General features: G+C 68.8%; 19 protein-coding genes. 14 read left to right on the top strand and 5 right to left on the bottom strand.

Annotation, left to right across the window (positions count from 1 at the left end; genetic code table 11):
• Nucleotides 1–212: 212 nt before the first annotated feature.
• Nucleotides 213–824: a TetR/AcrR family transcriptional regulator C-terminal domain-containing protein gene (locus tag AB0B64_RS60025; protein WP_358206618.1), complete on the bottom strand. Its 612-nt coding sequence runs from the start codon at nt 822–824 to the stop codon at nt 213–215.
• Nucleotides 821–1,255, bottom strand: coding sequence for a hypothetical protein (locus AB0B64_RS60020; RefSeq protein WP_358206609.1), 435 nt, complete (start codon nt 1,253–1,255; stop codon nt 821–823). Before AB0B64_RS60020 ends, AB0B64_RS60025 begins: the two co-directional genes overlap by 4 nt.
• 109 nt (nt 1,256–1,364) lie before the next feature.
• Here AB0B64_RS60020 and AB0B64_RS60015 point away from each other — a divergent pair, with 109 nt between their 5' ends.
• From AB0B64_RS60015 to AB0B64_RS60000, 4 genes are all read left to right on the top strand, one after another.
• Nucleotides 1,365–1,907 carry an RNA 2'-phosphotransferase gene (locus AB0B64_RS60015; protein WP_357962248.1) on the top strand — a complete coding sequence of 181 codons (543 nt, stop codon included), beginning with the start codon at nt 1,365–1,367 and terminating at the stop codon, nt 1,905–1,907.
• Between the two features lie 76 nt (nt 1,908–1,983).
• On the top strand, nt 1,984–3,459 hold the full coding sequence (locus AB0B64_RS60010; RefSeq protein WP_358206601.1) for a serine hydrolase domain-containing protein: 1,476 nt from the start codon (nt 1,984–1,986) through the stop codon (nt 3,457–3,459).
• Nucleotides 3,456–4,448 (top strand): histidine kinase, encoded by a 993-nt coding sequence (locus AB0B64_RS60005; RefSeq protein WP_357962233.1) that lies wholly within the window; start codon nt 3,456–3,458, stop codon nt 4,446–4,448. The genes AB0B64_RS60010 and AB0B64_RS60005 overlap by 4 nt, the downstream gene beginning before the upstream one ends.
• Nucleotides 4,445–5,095: a response regulator transcription factor gene (locus AB0B64_RS60000; protein WP_357962230.1), complete on the top strand. Its 651-nt coding sequence runs from the start codon at nt 4,445–4,447 to the stop codon at nt 5,093–5,095. The genes AB0B64_RS60005 and AB0B64_RS60000 overlap by 4 nt, the downstream gene beginning before the upstream one ends.
• Here the strand turns inward: AB0B64_RS60000 and AB0B64_RS59995 are convergent.
• Entirely contained in the window at nt 5,084–5,557 is a 474-nt protein-coding gene (locus tag AB0B64_RS59995) for an Lrp/AsnC family transcriptional regulator (RefSeq protein WP_357962227.1), read from the bottom strand. The two genes, AB0B64_RS60000 and AB0B64_RS59995, sit on opposite strands and share 12 nt — an antisense overlap.
• A gap of 104 nt (nt 5,558–5,661) precedes the next feature.
• On the opposite strand from AB0B64_RS59995, the gene AB0B64_RS59990 reads away from it, so the two are divergent.
• The 5 genes from AB0B64_RS59990 to AB0B64_RS59970 all read left to right on the top strand — a co-directional run bounded on the left by AB0B64_RS59990 (nt 5,662) and on the right by AB0B64_RS59970 (nt 12,070).
• Nucleotides 5,662–6,813 (top strand): amino acid permease, encoded by a 1,152-nt coding sequence (locus AB0B64_RS59990; RefSeq protein WP_357962224.1) that lies wholly within the window; start codon nt 5,662–5,664, stop codon nt 6,811–6,813.
• Nucleotides 6,814–6,913: 100 nt separating this feature from the next.
• On the top strand, nt 6,914–8,776 hold the full coding sequence (locus AB0B64_RS59985) for an acyl-CoA dehydrogenase family protein (RefSeq protein ID WP_358206590.1): 1,863 nt from the start codon (nt 6,914–6,916) through the stop codon (nt 8,774–8,776).
• A 186-nt stretch (nt 8,777–8,962) separates the two neighbouring features.
• Nucleotides 8,963–10,231 (top strand): extracellular solute-binding protein, encoded by a 1,269-nt coding sequence (locus AB0B64_RS59980; protein WP_357962245.1) that lies wholly within the window; start codon nt 8,963–8,965, stop codon nt 10,229–10,231.
• Nucleotides 10,232–10,301: 70 nt separating this feature from the next.
• Nucleotides 10,302–11,186: a sugar ABC transporter permease gene (locus AB0B64_RS59975; RefSeq protein WP_357962218.1), complete on the top strand. Its 885-nt coding sequence runs from the start codon at nt 10,302–10,304 to the stop codon at nt 11,184–11,186.
• The gene (locus AB0B64_RS59970; protein WP_357962215.1) at nt 11,186–12,070 is read left to right on the top strand and encodes a carbohydrate ABC transporter permease; all 885 of its coding nucleotides are present in this window, start codon (nt 11,186–11,188) and stop codon (nt 12,068–12,070) included. The genes AB0B64_RS59975 and AB0B64_RS59970 overlap by 1 nt, the downstream gene beginning before the upstream one ends.
• Nucleotides 12,071–12,158: 88 nt before the next feature.
• Here AB0B64_RS59970 and AB0B64_RS59965 read toward each other — a convergent pair whose 3' ends face one another.
• Nucleotides 12,159–12,893 (bottom strand): class I SAM-dependent methyltransferase, encoded by a 735-nt coding sequence (locus AB0B64_RS59965; protein WP_357962212.1) that lies wholly within the window; start codon nt 12,891–12,893, stop codon nt 12,159–12,161.
• A 108-nt stretch (nt 12,894–13,001) separates the two neighbouring features.
• Between AB0B64_RS59965 and AB0B64_RS59960 the strand changes: the two genes are divergently transcribed.
• Complete coding sequence (locus AB0B64_RS59960) at nt 13,002–13,559, top strand: RNA polymerase sigma factor (protein WP_358206580.1); 558 nt, start codon at nt 13,002–13,004, stop codon at nt 13,557–13,559.
• Nucleotides 13,546–14,298: a hypothetical protein gene (locus tag AB0B64_RS59955; protein WP_358206574.1), complete on the top strand. Its 753-nt coding sequence runs from the start codon at nt 13,546–13,548 to the stop codon at nt 14,296–14,298. Before AB0B64_RS59960 ends, AB0B64_RS59955 begins: the two co-directional genes overlap by 14 nt.
• A 58-nt stretch (nt 14,299–14,356) precedes the next feature.
• On the opposite strand, the gene AB0B64_RS59950 is transcribed toward AB0B64_RS59955, so the two are convergent.
• Nucleotides 14,357–15,376: an adenosine deaminase gene (locus AB0B64_RS59950; RefSeq protein WP_357962205.1), complete on the bottom strand. Its 1,020-nt coding sequence runs from the start codon at nt 15,374–15,376 to the stop codon at nt 14,357–14,359.
• 68 nt (nt 15,377–15,444) lie between these two features.
• On the opposite strand from AB0B64_RS59950, the gene AB0B64_RS59945 reads away from it, so the two are divergent.
• From AB0B64_RS59945 to AB0B64_RS59935, 3 genes are read left to right on the top strand one after another with little or no spacing between them, the layout of a single operon-like run.
• A complete protein-coding gene (locus AB0B64_RS59945; protein ID WP_225294012.1) occupies nt 15,445–15,945 on the top strand; it encodes a SigE family RNA polymerase sigma factor in 501 nt (166 codons plus the stop codon).
• The gene (locus AB0B64_RS59940; RefSeq protein ID WP_358206566.1) at nt 15,942–16,844 is read left to right on the top strand and encodes a PASTA domain-containing protein; all 903 of its coding nucleotides are present in this window, start codon (nt 15,942–15,944) and stop codon (nt 16,842–16,844) included. Before AB0B64_RS59945 ends, AB0B64_RS59940 begins: the two co-directional genes overlap by 4 nt.
• A gap of 41 nt (nt 16,845–16,885) precedes the next feature.
• Nucleotides 16,886–17,512, top strand: a complete 627-nt coding sequence (locus AB0B64_RS59935; protein WP_357962199.1) for a hypothetical protein — start codon at nt 16,886–16,888, stop codon at nt 17,510–17,512.
• Nucleotides 17,513–17,533 lie beyond the last annotated feature (21 nt).

Below are 17,533 nucleotides of genomic sequence, written 5' to 3'. Positions count from 1 at the left end.
GGCAGGTCCGCCCCCAGGAAGTCACGCAGGATCTCCACCGCCAGTTGAGGGCGATCGGCGAACAGCTTGATGAGAGTGTCATGTCGGGGGGACGGAATGGCACTCATTGTTACATTGCAAGCGCGCAAAGTGACGGCTATTCGCATACCTTCGGGCATGGCCCGCTGTCCGGGCCCTGCCGTGACATGCGTACAGGTGGCGCGAGCGCGTGGTCAACGCCCTCGGCCGAGCTCTCCCTCAAAACCCGACACCATGGCTCGCAGCCCCGCCTCGAACCACTGGTCATAGAACGCCACCGCAGTCTCCGCCGGTGGTTCGGGGGTGTCGGTGCCCGGTGGGGTGCCGACCTGGGCCAAAGCGTGGCCCAGGACATAGACGGCTACCGACTGGATCGCGGTGAGTGCGTCCTGGCGTGGGATTCCCGCTGCCTCGAAGCGGTCCAGTAGCCCGGCCAGCAGTTCCAGGCCCAGGTCGATGTCCACCGGGTGGGTGGCCAGCAGGGGTACGGCGTGCGGATGGCCGAGCAGCATCCGGCGGTAGGAATCCGCGAACCGGGCCAGCGCCCCGGGCCACGGCAGGCCGGCATCGAGGTCGATCACCGCCTCGGCGAACAGGTGGTCGACCATTGCGGCGAGCACCGCGTCCCGGTTCGGCAGGTGACGATACAGGGACATGGCCGCGACCCCGAGCTGGGTGCCGAGGCGGCGCATGGTGAGCGCGTCGAGCCCCTCGGCGTCCAGTACCTCGATGGCCGCGGCCACGATCCGTTCGCGGGTCAGGACGGCTGGGCGTCCCCTGCCGCGCCGGGGTGCGGGCTCGTTCATCCGGTCAGCGTAGCGATCAGCGTGGTGGCCAGCATGAGCAGGGACAGAGCGCCCACGACCAGGTGCTGAACGTCTACCACCACGTCATGTCCCTCGGTCGGCAGGATCTTGAGCGTACGGCTGTACTCGCGCTGGTACGTCTCCCGCTGCGCGGCCGTGCCGACTCCGAAGTAGGGGAGCCACCAGTTCCACAGGTGTCCGCCGACAATGACGACGCAGAGTGCGGTGGCGGCGAGCAGTGACCAGGTTCGGTGCAGTGCGACCCCGGCCGCGATCAGTAACGGGAACGGGTAGTTGATGCACGCCGCGAGCACGCGCTGTCCGACGTTGCCGGGCCGGAGGTCGTTCAGCGGGAACATCGGCACCCACTCGGTCACGACGAGCCAGCCGAGCCAGACGAGCGGGACGATGATCGCGATGGTGGTGGTCATGGCGCTACCTCCTGGTTGATTTTGAGTACGTTGTAAGCTTACGTCGTACACAAAATCAACCGCAATAGGGTTGCTGAAGATCGGGCCGCTGCGACATGCTCGGGAGATGATTGACGATCGGCGTATGGTGCGGATCTCCAAATACCTGTCCAAGCACCTGCGTCACGAGCCCGAGCGGATCGGGATCGAGCTGGACGAGCGCGGATGGGTGGACGTCGACGTCTTCCTCCGGGCCGCCGCCTCCCATGGATTCCGGATCGACCCTGCCGATCTGCACCGGGTCGTGGCGGGCAACGACAAGCAGCGGTTCGCCCTTGAGAACGGCAGGATCCGCGCGAACCAGGGGCATTCCATCGAGGTCGACCTGGACCTGCCGGTGGCGACGCCGCCCGCGTACCTGTACCACGGCACGGTGGCGAAGAGCCTGCCCGCGATCCGGGCCGAGGGGCTGCGGCCGATGAACCGCCACCACGTCCACCTGTCGCCCGACCGCGGGACGGCGATGCGCGTGGGGGCGCGGCGGGGCAAGCCGGTGGTCCTGACGGTGGACGCCGGGGCGATGCACGAAGCGGGACACGAGTTCCGGGTCAGCGCCAACGGGGTGTGGCTGGTGGATGAGGCACCACCGACGTATCTCGGCTTCCCCGACTGACATCAGACTTTCGTCAGGGGTGGTCCTGGACGGTCGGAGGATCTTTTCCTGGCCGCCAATTCCTACCGTCGTCACCATGAAACGCAAGCTCATCGGCGTCCTGGCGGCGACAACGGCGCTGACCCTCGCCCTGACCGCGCCCGCCGCCGGCTCGACTGTACGGGCGGCGCCGACCCCGGCCGCCATCGACGCCTACCTCACCAAGGTCGTGGAGTCCACCGGGCTACCGGGCATGTCCGTCGTGGTCACCCATAACGACCAAGTGATCCACGCCGCCGGCTACGGCCAAGGCTCCGACGGCAAGCCCGTCACCGCCGACACCCCCATGCGCGTCGCCTCCGTCAGCAAGTCGTTCACCGCCATGGCCGTGATGACACTGGTCGACGCGGGCAAGATCAAGCTGGACGGATCGGTCGCCGAGCAGCTGCCCGGCTTCCAGCTGGCGGACCCGCGCGGCGCGGCGATCACCGTACGTCAGCTGCTCAACCAGACCTCCGGCCTGTCCGACACCACCCTCGACATCAACGCCCTGGAGGAGACCACCTCCCTCGCCCAGTACGTGGACCGGCTCAAGACCGGCGCGCTCGCCACCGACCCCGGCACCCACTGGGCGTACTGCAACGCCAACTACGACCTGGCCGCCCGCCTGGTCGAGGTCGCGAGCGGGCAGAGCTTCGACGACTACCTGAAGCAGCACGTCTTCGCCCCGCTCGGCATGACCCACAGCGCTCTGCGGAGTGAGGTGGTCCGGCCGTCGGACGGCTACAACTCGGTGTTCGGCGCCTGGCTGGCGCGCCCCGAACTGCCCGGGTTCCTCGACGGCAGCGGCTCCGGCGGGGTCATCACCACCGCCGCCGACATGGGCGCCTGGCTGATCAGCCAGAACGGCAAGGGCAAACCGTTCGTCACCCCCCAAAGCCTGCGGACCATGCACACCCCGTCCAAGGTCAGCGACTACGGCATGGGCTGGAGCCGCGACAGCGACACCAAGCTGCTCGTGCACTCCGGCAACCTGTTCACCTACACCGCCGTCGAGGCGATCTCCCCTGAGACCGGATACGGCTTCGCGGTCATGACCAACAGCGCGTCCCTCACCGACGACACGTACGCCGTCGCCACGGGTCTGTTCGCGATGACCCAGGGGCGGACGCCGGAGCTGCCGGGCGGTGGGCGGCAGACGTTCGAGCTGGTACTGGGCCTCATCGGACTGGCCGCCATCGGGCTGGGCATCCTGGGCGTGTGGCGGTCACGACGCTGGGCGGCCAAGCGGGCGGGACGTCCCGGGTGGCGGGTCGCGCTGCGGATGGTGCCGGTGCTGCTGCCGGCCGTGGTGCTGGCGGCGTACCCGGACCTGATCTCGTTCATCTCGAACGGGCGGACGATCACCTGGGCCCAGCTCACCTACTTCGCCGCACCGTTGACGATCACCCTGGCGGTCGCGGCGCTGGCGGGAGTGGCCACGGCGGCGATGCGGATCGTCCGGCTGCGGGAGCGCAAGGCTGACCCGATTCCGCAGGTCATCCCGTCTGAGTCGATAAGGTCTGGTAGGTGAGAAACGGCGCGATTCTGGCGGTGGTCGCGGGGATCAGCCTGGTCAACGGGCTGTACCTCGACCACATCCCGACCTGGCGGCAGTTGCTGTTCGCGGTCATCGCCGTGGTCGCCTACCTGCACGGCAGACATCTTCCGGTACGCCGGGACTGGCTGGTCCTGGGCGCGGTCGCGATACCCGGTGTCGTGGAGCTGGGGGTGAGTCTCTGGGACGGGGTGGGCGCGCTGATGGCCATGGCGCTGTTCGCGGTGCTCCCCTGGCTGGCGGGGCGCTTCCGGCGGCAGCAGGCGGAGCTGGTCGAGGCGGGCCGGCAGCGGGTCGGTCAGCTGGAGCGGGAGCAGCAGTACACCGCCGAGCGCGTCAAACTGCATGAACGCGCCCGCATCGCCGCCGACATGCACGATTCGCTCGGGCACGAGCTGGCGCTGATCGCGCTGCGGGCCGGGGCTCTGGAGCTGGCGGCCGACATGAACGAGACGAACCGGGAGGCGGCCGCCCAGCTGCGCGCCTCGGCGGTCACGGCGACCGACCGGCTGCGCCGTACCATCGGGGTGCTGCGGGACTCGGGCGGCGCCCCCACGGACCCGCCGGACGAGTCGATAGAGACGCTGGTGGAGCGGGCCGGGCGGGCCGGCATGGCGGTGACCTTGCACCGCGACGAGCGCTCGGCGGTCCTGCCGCCGCTGCTGGACCGGGCCGCGCACCGGGTGACGCAGGAGTCCCTGACCAACGCCGCCCGGTACGCGCCGGGCGCCGATGTCCGTGTCACCATCGAACGCCGCGCCGACACGGTCACCGTCACGGTCGCCAACGCACCCCCGCCTGCAAAACAAGCGCCGTCCACAACAGGTGGCGGCGGGACGGGGCTGGCGAGCCTGCGCGAACGCGTACGGCTGCTGGGCGGCACGCTGGAGGCCGGCCCTCATAAGACGGGATTCACCGTCACGGCCCGGTTGCCATGGCCGAAAGACACAGGGGAGAGCGGATGATCCGGGTGCTGCTGGCCGACGACGAGCCCATGGTCCGGGCCGGGGTGAAGTCGATCCTGGCCACCGACGCGGGCATCGAGATCGTCGCCGAGGCCGCCGACGGCAGGGAGGCCGTCGAGCTGGCCCTGGCGCACCGCCCGGACGTGGCGATGCTCGACATCCGCATGCCCCGCCTCGACGGCCTGTCCGCCGCCGCCGAGCTGCGCGCCGCGCTTCCTGAGGTGGCGGTGGTCATGCTGACCACGTTCGACGAGCGCGAGTACGTGGCCAGGGCGCTCGCGGAAGGCGCGGGCGGCTTCCTGCTCAAGGCCGCCGACCCGCGCGAGCTGATCATCGGCGTCCGGGCGGTCGCGGGCGGCGCGGCGTACCTGTCACCGCGCATCGCCCATCAGGTGATCGCCGAGCTGAACGACGGCAGGCTCACCCGGAACACCACCGCCCGCAAGCGGACCGAATCCCTCACGCCCCGCGAACGCGAGGTGCTGGCCCTCGTCGGCCGCGGCCTGTCCAACCAGGACATCGGCCGCGAGCTGTTCGTTTCGGAAGGCACGGTCAAGGCCCACGTCAGCGCCATCCTCCTGCGCCTGGAGGTGAACAACCGGGTCCAGGCCGCGATCATGGCCTATGAGGCGGGGCTAATGAGCTGACTCGTCGTACGGCAGCAGGCTCGGCGCGGTGTTGTGCACCTGCTGGAAGATGACCGACGTACGGAACCCGGCGATCTCTCGCCGCTTGCTGAGCCGGTCGAGCAGGAAGGCGTGCAGGTGGTCCAGGTCCTGGACCGCCACGTGCAGCAGGAAGTCGTCCCCGCCCGCCAGGACGAACACGCTCAGCACCTCCGGCTGCTCGGCCGCCGACTGCTTGAACGTCTCGATGACGGTCCTGCTCAGCGGGCGGACCTGGACCGAGACGAGCGCCTGGACGCTGCGGTTCAGTGCCGCCGGGGCGATGTCGGCGTGGTAGCCGCGGATGACGCCGCGCCGGGTGAGGGCGCGGACGCGTTCCAGACAGGTGGAGGGGGCGACGCCCAGCTGTCTGGCCAGTTCCCGGTTCGATTGCCGCGCATCCGTTTGAAGAAGCCGAATGATTCCCGAATCAAGTTCATCCACGGCGGCATTATGTCGCCAGAACCGGCCAAATGTTCGCCAGAAGGCTCTTAAGAACACGCATCCGGTTACTTTCAGCGGATATGTCGCAACAAACGAAAGGGCACTTGAGCGCAGGTCAGGGCACGGCGATGCTGCTGGGCGGCGTACTCGGACCGGGCATGCTGGTGCTGCCCCAACTGGCCGCCGAGGCTGCGGGCCCGGCGTCGATCCTGGCCTGGGTGGGCCTGCTGGCGCTGAGCGCACCGGTGGCGATCACCTTCGCCACGCTCGGCACCCACTACCCGAACGGCGGCGGCGTGGCCGCCTTCACAGGTATCGCGTTCGGCGGGCGGGTCGCCGCGGTGGTCGGCTGGTGGTTCTACGGCGCCGTCCCCATCGGCATCGTGGCCGGCGCGCAGGTGGGCGCGGTCTATGTGGCCAACACCCTGGGCGTGGACAAGACCGTCGCCGCCGCCACCCTGCTCGCCGCCGCCTTCCTCGCCAACGCCGCGGGCCTGCGCACCTCGGGACGGCTGCAGGTGGCCATGGTGCTCCTGCTGATCGCGCTCCTCGCGACGGCCGTCGGCACCGCCGCGCCGCACGCCAGTGCCGCCAACTTCACCCCGTTCGCCCCGTACGGCATGGCGGGCGTGATCTCCGCGGCCGGAGTGCTCTTCTTCGCCTTCGTCGGCTGGGAGGCCGCCACCCATCTGTCGGCGGAGATCACCGACATCAGGAGGGCCACCACGGTGACCCTGATCGTGATCTCCGTTCTCTACCTGAGCGTCTCCATCACCTCGATCGCCGTCCTGGGCCGATCGGCACCGCTGTCCGCCCTGCTGGAGACCGGCATCGGCGCCGCGGCCGGCCCGATCATCACCGCGGCGGCCATAGCCCTCACCTTCGGCGCCATCAACACCTACATAGCCGGCGCCGCCCGCCTGGGCGCGTCCATGGCCGGGAGCGGATCCCTGCCGCCCTGGTTCGCGAAGGGCCGAACCCCCCATCGCAGCCTGGCCCTTCTGGCGGCCCTGACCGCCCTGATCATGTTGCTGCCGGCGGACCTGGACACCCTCATGAGAGCCACCTCGGCCTGCCTGGCCGCGGTGACCACGGCAGGCGTGGCGGCGGCCGTCCGCATCCTGCCGCCGGGCAGGCCGCGCAACACGGCCATCGCGGCAACCGCCCTGTCATGCATAGCCCTGGCCTGCTGCGGCACATATCTAGCAGTACCGGCGGCGCTGTCGCTGATGGCCCTGCCGGCGGCAAAGCCGTAACGACTGGAAGCCCGAAACCGGGTGCGGCGGGTGGCGGGCAACCCGCGCTTGTCGTACAAGAAAGGGAAAGAGACCCCTCACCGACCGGAAGAGGGACGCGATGACCGACTACGCAAAGGCGAGAGAGCTCGGCGAGCAGGCCCGCGAGAAGGAGTGGACCCGTCCGAGCTTCGCGAAGCAGTTGTTCCTGGGAGATCTCCGCCTCGACCTGGTCCACCCGGCCCCCACGCTGGCCGAGGAGGCGGCCAAGCGCGGGGAGGATTTCGTCAGGGCCGTCCGGCGCTACCTCGACGCGCACGTCGATCCCGCCGAGATCGAGCGGACCGCGCAGGTGCCCGACGAGGTGGTCAAGGGGCTCGGCGAGCTCGGGGCGTTCGGGATCACGATCAGCGAGAAGTACGGCGGGCTCGGCCTGCCTTACTTGTACTACTGCCGCGCGCTCATGCTCGTCGGGTCGTACTGCCCGGCGCTGGCGACGCTGCTGTCGGCGCATCAGTCGATCGGGGTGCCGCAGCCGCTCAAGCTGTTCGGCACCGAGGAGCAGAAGCGGGAGTACCTGCCGAGGTGCGCGCGCGGCGAGGTGTCGGCGTTCCTGCTGACGGAGCCGGACGTGGGCTCCGACCCGGCGCGGCTGTCCACGACCGCCGTCAGGGACGGCGACGACTACGTGCTCGACGGCGTCAAGCTGTGGACGACGAACGGCGTAGTCGCCGACCTGCTCGTGGTCATGGCCCGTACCGGCAAGAAGATCAGCGCGTTCGTGGTCGAGGCCGACTCGCCCGGCATCACGGTGAAGCGGCGCAACGCCTTCATGGGGCTTCGGGGCATCGAGAACGGCGTAACCGAGTTCGCGCAGGTCAGGGTGCCCGCCAAGAATCTCATCGGGCGTGAGGGCGAAGGGCTGAAGATCGCCCTCACCACGCTCAACACCGGGCGCCTGTCGTTGCCCGCCACCTGCGCGGGCAACGCCAAGTGGGCGGTGAAGATCGCCCGTGAGTGGGGCAACGCCCGCGTGCAGTGGGGGCGCAAGGTCGGTGAGCACGAGGCCGTCGCCACGAAGATCGCCTTCATCGCGGCCACCGCGTACGCCCTGGAGGCCGTCTGCGAGCTGACCAGCCGCATGGCCGACGACCAGCGCAACGACATCAGGATCGAGGCCGCGCTGGCCAAGCTCTACGCCTCCGAGCTGTCCTACCAGGTGCTCGACGAGCTGCTCCAGATCAGGGGCGGTCGCGGCTACGAGACCGCCGAGTCGCTGGCCGCGCGGGGCGAGCGCGGGGTCCCGGTCGAGCAGATGCTGCGCGACTCGCGGATCAACCGGATCTTCGAGGGCTCCTCCGAGATCATGCGGCTGCTGATCACCCGCGAGGCGGTCGACGCCCACCTGTCGGCGGCCGGGGAGCTCATCAACCCCGACGCCTCCAGGAAGGAACGCGCGCAGGCGCTGCGGCAGGCCGGCCGCTTCTACGCCCGCTGGCTGCCGACGCTGGTCGCGGGCAGCGGCAACCTGCCCGCCGCCTACGCCGACTTCGGGCCGTTGGCGGCCCACCTGCGTTTCGTCGAGCGAACCAGCAGGAAGCTGGCCCGGTCCACCTTCTACGGGATGTCCCGCTGGCAGGGGCGGCTCGAACACAAGCAGTCCTTCCTCGGCCGGATCATCGACATCGGGGCCGAGCTGTTCGCCATCACCGCGGTCTGCGTCAAGGCCGAGGAGGACGCCCGCGACCTGGGGCGTCGGCCGTACGAGCTGGCGGACACGTTCTGCCATCAGGCGCGGCGGCGGGCGGAGGCACTGTTCGCCAAGCTCTGGGACAACAGCGACACCCAGGACACCCGGCTGGCCCGCTACGTGCTCGACGGCCGTTACACCTTCGTCGAGGAGGGCATCCTCGACCCGTCCATCGAAGGGCCGTGGATCGGATCGCCGCAGGGCGGGGAGAGCGTGCGGAGAAAGATCCTCTGACGCGCGGTCTAGACCGGTTGTGAGGTTTCTGGCGACCTAGTGTTTTCAAACCGAGACCAACCGGTATAGACCAGACCGAGAATAGAGGCTTACTCTGACGCAAACGCGTTGAGCTGTGACTCACGCACCGGCCGCTGGTACGGACCAGCGAGACCCGTCCGATGAGAAGGCGGTACTTCGGTGAACATGAAACTTGTGGGCGGTGCGGCTCTCGGCCTGGCAACCGTGCTGGTCCTGTCCAGCTGTGGCTCAGGAGGCACCGGCACGGCCGGTGCGGGCGACCAGAAGTCCTCGGCCGGCGGCCCGGTGACGCTCAAGATGGTCGCCGCCGACTACGGTGACGGCCCCGGCAAGCCGAACTCCGGTGAGACGTTCTGGAAGGGCGTCGTGGACGAGTTCCAGGCGGCCAACCCGAACATCAAGGTCGAGGTCCAGGTCATCAACTGGAACGACATCGACAAGCAGGTCGCCACCATGGTCCAGAACGGCCAGGTGCCCGACATCCTGCAGACCGGCGACTACTCCGGCTTCGTCAAGGACCAGCTCCTCTACAAGGTCGACGAGGTCCTGTCGCCGAACGTCTCCAGCGACATGCTGCAGAAGTTCGCCGACTTCGGCAAGGTCGACGGCGCCGCGTACGGCATCCCGTTCGTCTCCTCCGCCCGCGCCCTGTTCTACAACAAGGACCTGTTCCAGAAGGCCGGCATCGCCGAGCCGCCCAAGACCTGGGACGAGCTCAAGACCGACGCCGAGAAGCTGAAGAAGGCCGGCGTCAGCCAGCCCTTCGGCCTGCCGCTCGGACAGGAGGAGGCGCAGGCCGAGTCCTTCCTGTGGATGCTCGGCAACGGCGGCGGCTACAAGGACGCCTCCGGCAAGTGGGCGATCAACTCCCCGCAGAACATCGAGACGTTCAACTACGTGAAGGGCCTGGTCAACGCCGGTCTGACCACCCCGAACCCGGGCACCAAGGACCGCAAGACGGTCTGGGAGGACTTCGGCGCCGGCAAGGTCGGCATGGTCAACGGCGGCCCGATGTCCATCCCGATCTTCGACGCGGCCGGGCTGAAGAACTACGGCGTCGCGCCGATCCCCGGCAAGTCCGGCCCGCTCGACACCACGCTCGGTGTCATGGACTGGATCATGGCGTTCAACAAGAACGGCCACGCCGCCGAGATCAAGAAGTTCTTCGACTTCTTCTACACCGGCAGCGCCGCGCAGAAGATCAGCGACACCTACAAGCTGCTGCCCGTGACCAACGGCGGCATCCAGAAGCTGTCGGGCGACGAGAAGCTCAAGCCGTTCCTCGACGCGCTGCCCAACGCCAGCTTCTACCCCTTCCAGGACCCGAAGTGGGCCGAGGTGAACCCGCAGATCAAGCAGACCATCGGCGGGGCCGTCAAGGACGACCCGGCCAAGGTGCTCGGCGAGCTCCAGAAGACCGCCGACGCCGGCTGATCAGTCGGGGGCCCGTACGGCCGGCGCTTCGCGTCCAGAGCGCCGGCCGTACCGTTACGGAAGGTTCCGCATGAAAAGGTTCCGCATCCTGGAGCCCCTGGCCTGGGTCGGGCCCGCTGTTGTGCTGATCGCGGTGGTCGTGCTCTGGCCGGTCTACGAGATGATCCGCTCGTCGTTCCTGAAGATCAGCCGGTTCGGCGTGGTCCAGGGCGGCAACGGCGTGGCGAACTACGAGAAGCTGTTCGGTGAGAAGGACTTCGCGGACATCATGGTCCGCAGCGTGATCTGGGTGGTCGCGGTCGTCGCCCTCACCGTGCTGATCTCGCTGGCCCTGGCCCAGCTGTTCAACCAGCGCTTCCCCGGCCGTAAGATCGCCCGCTGGGCGCTGATCGCGCCGTGGGCGGCCTCGGTGCTGATGACGGCGATCATCTTCAAGTGGATGCTCGACCCGGAGGTCGGCGTCATCAACCAGATCAGGCTCAAGCTCGGCCTGATCGACGCGATGGGCGGCGCCTCGGCCGACCAGCTCGGCGACGCCTCGACGGCGATGCCGTGGCTGGTGTTCGTGGCGGTGTTCGTGTCGGTGCCGTTCACCACGTACGCGCTGCTGGCCGGTCTGGCGACGATCCCCAACGACGTCTACGAGGCGGCCAAGATGGACGGCGCCACCCGGCTGCGGACGTACTGGTCGATCACGCTGCCGCTGCTGCGCCCCGCCCTCACCGTCGCCGCGCTGATCAACGTCATGAACGTCTTCAACAGCTTCCCGATCATCTGGGCGATGACGCACGGCCAGCCCGGATACTCGACGGCGACCTCGACGATCCTGATGTTCATCCTCAAGGGCTCCAACATCGGCGAGTCCGCCGCCATGTCGGTCGTCAACTTCGGCATGGTGATCATCCTGACCGCGATCTTCCTCAGGGTGTCCCGCTGGAACAAGGAGGTGGCGTGATGGCCGTCAAGACGGCGCCGGCGCTGTCCACCCACCACCACGCCAAGCCGCCCCGCCCCGCCGCGCGCGGCCTGCCCAGGCTCAAGACGGTGATCGTCGCGGGCAGCGCGTACGTGATCGCGTTCATCTTCCTGTTCCCGTACCTGGTGATGCTGCTGACCTCGCTGCGTCCCCAGGAGACGCTGCGCGACGTGACGTTCTTCCCGTCGCAGTGGGAGTGGTCGAACCTGACCAACTTCTGGACCAGCGGCCTGGCCGGCAACCTCATGGTCACGCTCAAGGTGGCGGCGGGTTCCACCATCCTGGTGCTGCTGGTGGCGCTGCCGGCCGCGTACTACTCGGCCAGGCACAACTTCAGGGGACGCACGGCGTTCCTGATCCTGGTGCTGATCACCCAGATGTTCCAGCCGACGGCCATGCTGGTCGGCATCTACCGCGAGTTCTTCCAGTTCGGGCTGGTGGACTCGATCTGGTCGCTGATCCTGGTCAACGGCGGGTTCAACCTGGCGTTCGCGGTGTGGATCCTGAACGCGTACTTCTCCTCGATCCCGCGCGAACTGGAGGAGGCGGCGTTCATCGACGGCAACGGACGGTTCGGGGCGTTGTTCCGGATCACGCTGCCGCTGGCCATGCCGGGGGTGATCACCGCGCTGATCTTCACCTTCATCGCCGCGTGGAACGAGTTCGTGGTGGCGTTGACGCTGACCACGACACCGGCGAACCAGCCGCTGACGGTGGCGCTCAACTCGTTCATCGGTCAGTACCAGGTGGACTGGCAGAACCTCTTCGCCGGCTCGGTGATCGCCACCATCCCAGTGATCATCCTCTTCGCTCTGATCGAGCGAAAGGTGGTGGGAGGTCTGACGGCGGGCTCCATCAAATAGCCGGCCGCAACTGCCATCCCCGCCCGGGCCCCTCCTCCACCGGCCCGGGCCCCTCAGCCGCCCCGCACGCCGGTGGCGGCTGAGGCGGTTACTGGGGTACGCGGGCGACGCAGAAGACCGTCTGACCGAAGGGCGGCCGGATGAAGCGCTCGATGAGGCGCGTGGCCGGAACCACCGTCCGGTCGTAGATCTTCACGAGTCGCGGATCCGGATAGCCGACGCCACCCCGGCGCACGGCGGCCCACCAGGCGATGCCGCCCAGGAAGTTGATCGGCTTCAGAACCTCGGGCTCCAGCCCCGCCTTGGCGACCGTCGCGCCCAGGGTCTTGGGGGTGTAGCGCTGGACGTGCCCGACCTTGCGGTCGAAGTCTCCATAAAGCTGCATGTAGCCGGGCACCCAGATGATGATCCGGCCGCCGGGCTGCGTGACCCGGGCCAGCGAACGCAGCGCCTCGGCGTCCTCTTCGATGTGCTCCAGGACGTTCATCAGCACCACCGTGTCGACCTTGTCCTCAAGCGGGATCTCGGTCGGCAGCCCGAACTGCAGCACGTTGATGTCGTCGCGGCCCTCGAAGCGCTTACCCAACTGCTCGACGCAGTAGGGGTCGAAGTCGCTCACCACGAGACGGTCGAGGCGCGGCAGGAACTGCTCGGCGAAATGGCCCAGCCCGGACCCGATCTCCAGCATCGAACGGCCGACATGCGGGGCGACCATGTCGAACTCGTACTGCCGATAGTTCTTGGCCTCGTCCCCACCTAGGTGGTTCTCCAGGGCCTCGTCACCGGCCGCCGGTTGTACTACACGGTCATACCCAGAAGACATAGTGCCGTTCCTTCGAAGGGCTCATGGATTTGTGCGAGTCTAATGCCCCAGCAGCGCCGATGGTCACCTGATGGGTCAAACGCCCTTCCCTGAACCCCCTCTGATGCGGTGAAATCTGACTCGTTCATGGACGACGACGAGGCCATCAGCCGCTCCCTCGCCGGCGACCTGACCGCCTACGAGGCGCTGGTCGCCCGCTACAGCGCGCTCGCCCACCGCACCGCCGCCATGCTCGGGGCGGGGGACGAGGCAGAGGACGTGGTGCAGGAGGCGTTCGTCAAGGCGTTCAGGCATCTGTCGACCTTCCGCAGGGACGCCCCTTTCCGGCCGTGGCTGCTGCGGATCGTGGCCAACGAGACGCACAACCTGACCCGGTCGCGCGGGCGCAGATCCGAGCTCGCCGTACGACTCAGCGCCACGGCCGACCTCAAGGCCCCAGACGACCCCGAGGGCTCGGCCGTCGCCACGGACCGGCGCACCCGGCTGCTGGAGGCGGTACGCCACCTGCCGGAGCGGGAACGCCAGGCCGTCGTCTGCCGGTACTTCTTACAGCTGACGGAGGCGGAAACCGCCCAGGTGCTCGACTGGCCGCTCGGCACCGTCAAGTCCAGCACCCATCGCGGCCTCGCGCGGCTCAGGGAGGAGGTGGGCAATGAGCTCGCATGACCCGTTCGACGACCTGGCCGCCGAAATCACGGCCCTCGCCGACTTCCTCGACGTCCCCAACCCACCGCCGACCGACGTGGCATCAGCCGTCCGCGCCCGCCTGGAGCCCACCCCCGAAACGCCCGCGACGCCCGAAACGCCTGCGCGACGAAAGCGGCGAGCGAGGTGGCAGATCGTGACAGCCATCGTCTTGGCCGTCATAGCCATCACCGCCGCCACCCCGCAGGGCCGCGCCGCCGTGCGCGCGATCCTCCACTACGCGGGCATCGAGCTACGCCTGGGCGACTCCACCCCCCAACCCGTCACCACCCCAACCCCGCTGCCAGGCGAGCACACGGTGGCCCCGGCGGACCTGGCCACCCAAGTGCGGTTCCCCATCAAGACCCCCACCGCGCTGGGCACCCCCGAGCGCGCCACGGTGAGCGACAACGGCCGCGTGGCGTCGCTGTTCTGGCCGGGCGGCATCCGCCTGGACCAGTTCGACGGCACGCTCAGCCCGTACTTCTTCAAAACCCTGGGCCCACCCTGGCCCGAGGACGTCCCGGTCGCGGGCGTCACCGCCTGGTGGCTCGGCGGCGATCATCCGCTGGGCTACCTCAAGCGCGAGGACGGCACGTCGGTCCCCCTGCGCCAGGCCCAGCCCACCCTCATCTGGCAGTCCGGCACCGTCGGTTACCGCCTGGAAGGAGCCGGCACCAAGGAGCGCGCCGCCGAGATAGCCGCCACACTCCTCCGGTAGCCGTCTCACGCCGTCTCACGCCTCACTCCGGCAGAGGCGGTCACTCCGGCAGAGGCAGTCACTCCGGCAGGGTCAGCCAGTCGTCGATCTCCTTCAGCAGCTCCTTGCGCACCCCCTCGGGCGCCGTGGACGCCCTGATCGACTGCCGCGCCAACTCGGCGATCTCCTCATCACGAAAGCCGTAGACCTCCCGCGCCAGCTCGTACTGCCGCAACAACCGCGCCCCGAACAGCAACGGATCGTCGGCCCCCAGCGCGATCGGCACCCCCGCGTCGAACAGCCTGCGCAACGGCACGTCCGCCGCCCGCTCGGCGACGCCCAGGCCCACGTTCGAGGTCGGGCACACCTCGCAGCAGATCTGCCGCTCGGCCAGCCGCTCCATCAGCCACGGGTCCTCCGCCGCCCGCACCCCATGCCCCACGCGGTCCGCGTGCAGGTCGTCCACGCACTGCGCGACGCTGCGGGGTCCGAGCAGCTCACCCCCATGAGGTACGGCCAGCAGCCCCGCGCGCTTGGCGATCCGGAAGGCCCGCTCGAACTCCCTGGCCGCGCCGCGCCGCTCGTCGTTCGACAACCCGAACCCGACGACGCCCTTGCCCTGGTATTGGACCGCGAGCCTGGCCAGTGTGTTCGCGTCGAGCGGGTGCTTGGTGCGGTTGGCCGCCACGACCACCGCGATCCCGATGTCCGCCAGGGCGGCGGCCTGGGCGGCGGCGTCCAGCATGAGCTCCAGCGTCGCCGTCAACCCGCCGAACCGCGGCGCGAACCCCGACGGGTCCACCTGGATCTCCAGCCATCGCGACCCGGCCGCCGCCTCGTCCTCGGCCGTCTCCCGCACCAGCCGGTAGACGTGCTCCGGCTGCCACAGCACCGACCTGGCGATGTCGTACAGTCGCTGGAACCTGAACCATCCACGCTCATCGGTCGCGCGCAGCTGGGGCGGCCAGTCCTGCTCCAGCGCGTCGGGCAGGTGCAGGCCCTGCTCGCGAGCCAGCTCGATCAGCGTCGAATGCCGCATCGAGCCGGTGAAGTGCAGGTGCAGGTGAGCCTTGGGCAGCTGGTCAAGCGGGCGTGGCATTTCCATATCTTGCCACTCAACCTGTATGCCCGTTCGTGCGTTGGGAGGGGCGAAAGGGGACCCCGCCCATGACGGATGAAGATGAAACGGCATTCGACGAGTTCCTTGCCGCACGCAGCACCTCGTTGCTACGCACCGCGATCCTGGTCTGCGGAGCCACCCACCACGACGCCGAGGACCTGGTCCAGCACGCTCTGGAGAAGGTCTACCGGCACTGGCCCCGGATCCGGCACGACAACCCCGAGGCGTACGCGCGCAAGGTCCTCGTCAACGCGGCGATCAGCCGGGCTCGGCGGCGGCGCGTCGTGCAGGAGATCACGTTCGCCCGGCCGCCCGACACCGCCGCGAAATCGCCCGACCTGGACCTGCGCGACACGCTCATCGAGGAATTGCGCAGGCTGCCGCCGAAGATGCGGGCCGTGATCGTCCTGCGCTACTGGGAGGACCAGTCGGAGTCGGCCACCGCGTCGCTGCTCGGCTGCTCGCTCGGCACCGTGAAGAGCCAGGCGGCCCGGGGCCTCGCCAAGATCCGCGAACGCATGACCGTCGCAGAAGGAGCGATCCGATGAAGACCGAAGAAGAAGCCATCGCCGAGGCCATGGCCGCGCACGTCGCCGACGTGCACGCCGGGCCGACGCTCGGCAGGGACGTGCGGCGCCGCCACCGCGCGCACGTGCTCAGATTCCGTACGGCCGGTGCCGCCCTCGTCACGGTCCTGGTCGCCGTGACCGTGCCGGCGCTGATCAACTCGGGCGAACCCCCCAAGACCCAGCACGCGGCCACCGGTCCGGACCGGGCCGTGATGGATTTGGTGATCGTCCCCAGTGTCGTGGACATGCCCGCCGCCAAGGCGGTCGCGACGCTGAAGCAGGCCGGACTGGTCGTTGAGGATCCGGAGACGGCCACCGAAGAGGGGCAGGTGCGCGCGCAGGCCCCCGCTGCCGGCCAGGAGGTGCCGAAGGGGACGAACGTGCAGCTCACCGTCGGCCCGGAGGTCTCGCTGCCGCAGGACCTCGGCGACCTGGGCGACGGCAGGAAGTTCGGCGGTATCCATGTCGGCTACCTGCCCGACGGGCTCGAATGGGGCAAGTGGTCGGGCAAGAACGGCTTCGGCAAGACGAGCTACACGACCACTTTCACGGAGCCCGGACAGGAAGAGGGCTTCTACGCCGTTCAGGTGGTCGTGTTCGCGGATGAGGCGAGCAAGCAGATCGCGCAGAAGCTGGCGACGTACTCCAACGACGGCGCCGAAATCCTCGACCTCTCCGGCAAGCGGGCATACCTGGCAAAGATCACAGAAGGCGGCGAGGTCGACTCCAAGCCCGGCGACAGTACGACGAGCACCATTGGCTGGACGCTGCGCGAGGGGCTGGCGGTCGAGGTTTATATCAGCCCGGACTATGCGAAAAAGGTTGACGCGGATGCCGAGTTGAAGAAGATCGCCGAAGGGATCGAACCCGTCAAGTGATCAGGTGGTACGGGTGAGATCAGACCGGGGATCTACCGTGCATGAAGCCTGAGGGCGGGACCGGCGGACAGGCGCTGCGCGCGATGCTGGCGTTCCTCGCCCTTGGGGTCACCGTTTCGATCATCTATGGGCTGTTCTCATCGGGATTCGGGCGTCTCCATCGCACGCCGGTGGGGGCGCCTCCGCCGGTTCAGGCTCCGCCGGCTCCGGCGCAGCCGGGTCGGGCGGGGCCCGTTCGGGGCCGGACCGTCACCGCCGCCCTGGCGGCGCCCCGGATCGCGGTGGTCGCGCATGACTTCTGGCTCACCTACCTGCCCGCGGGGTTCGATCGCGCCGACGGGGGAGTGATCGAACCCGACCAGGGCGCCTGGGCCAGATTCGCCCCTGAGAGGGGGCCAGGCGCTCGGGACAGGTTCGTCGAGGTGCGGGTCGAGCACGGCGCCGCGGCGGCCGACTGGGCGACCTACCAGCGGCGGACGCCCCTGTTGACGCCGAGGGACACCACCATCCGCGGCCGACCCGCCCTGGTCGGCAGGCATCCCGGCGGCGGCCTGATGATCGTCTGGCTGGAGCGTACGGGCACCGGAGCGTCGATCAGGGTCAGCGAATCCCTGAGCGAGGAACTGCTCCGTGTTGCCGCCTCGGTCAAGGGTCCTGTAGGAGACTAGGGGCCTTTTCTGCGGTTTTCA

The sequence above is a fragment of the Nonomuraea sp. NPDC049129 genome, from assembly GCF_040648495.1.
GTDB lineage: Bacteria > Actinomycetota > Actinomycetes > Streptosporangiales > Streptosporangiaceae > Nonomuraea.
Note: the sequence above shows the minus strand (reverse complement) of the source record. Positions and strands in the feature narration are given on the sequence as shown.

Bases quoted from the DNA above. Each gene is read 5' to 3' on its own strand.
- AB0B64_RS60025 (WP_358206618.1), bottom strand. From the start codon at position 824: ATGAACGAGCCCGCACCCCGGCGCGGCAGGGGACGCCCAGCCGTCCTG.
- AB0B64_RS60020 (WP_358206609.1), bottom strand. From the start codon at position 1,255: ATGACCACCACCATCGCGATCATCGTCCCGCTCGTCTGGCTCGGCTGG.
- AB0B64_RS60010 (WP_358206601.1), top strand. From the start codon at position 1,984: ATGAAACGCAAGCTCATCGGCGTCCTGGCGGCGACAACGGCGCTGACC.
- AB0B64_RS60000 (WP_357962230.1), top strand. From the start codon at position 4,445: ATGATCCGGGTGCTGCTGGCCGACGACGAGCCCATGGTCCGGGCCGGG.
- AB0B64_RS59985 (WP_358206590.1), top strand. From the start codon at position 6,914: ATGACCGACTACGCAAAGGCGAGAGAGCTCGGCGAGCAGGCCCGCGAG.
- AB0B64_RS59980 (WP_357962245.1), top strand. From the start codon at position 8,963: ATGAAACTTGTGGGCGGTGCGGCTCTCGGCCTGGCAACCGTGCTGGTC.
- AB0B64_RS59975 (WP_357962218.1), top strand. From the start codon at position 10,302: ATGAAAAGGTTCCGCATCCTGGAGCCCCTGGCCTGGGTCGGGCCCGCT.
- AB0B64_RS59970 (WP_357962215.1), top strand. From the start codon at position 11,186: ATGGCCGTCAAGACGGCGCCGGCGCTGTCCACCCACCACCACGCCAAG.
- AB0B64_RS59965 (WP_357962212.1), bottom strand. From the start codon at position 12,893: ATGTCTTCTGGGTATGACCGTGTAGTACAACCGGCGGCCGGTGACGAG.
- AB0B64_RS59955 (WP_358206574.1), top strand. From the start codon at position 13,546: ATGAGCTCGCATGACCCGTTCGACGACCTGGCCGCCGAAATCACGGCC.
- AB0B64_RS59950 (WP_357962205.1), bottom strand. From the start codon at position 15,376: ATGCCACGCCCGCTTGACCAGCTGCCCAAGGCTCACCTGCACCTGCAC.
- AB0B64_RS59945 (WP_225294012.1), top strand. From the start codon at position 15,445: ATGACGGATGAAGATGAAACGGCATTCGACGAGTTCCTTGCCGCACGC.
- AB0B64_RS59940 (WP_358206566.1), top strand. From the start codon at position 15,942: ATGAAGACCGAAGAAGAAGCCATCGCCGAGGCCATGGCCGCGCACGTC.
- AB0B64_RS59935 (WP_357962199.1), top strand. From the start codon at position 16,886: ATGAAGCCTGAGGGCGGGACCGGCGGACAGGCGCTGCGCGCGATGCTG.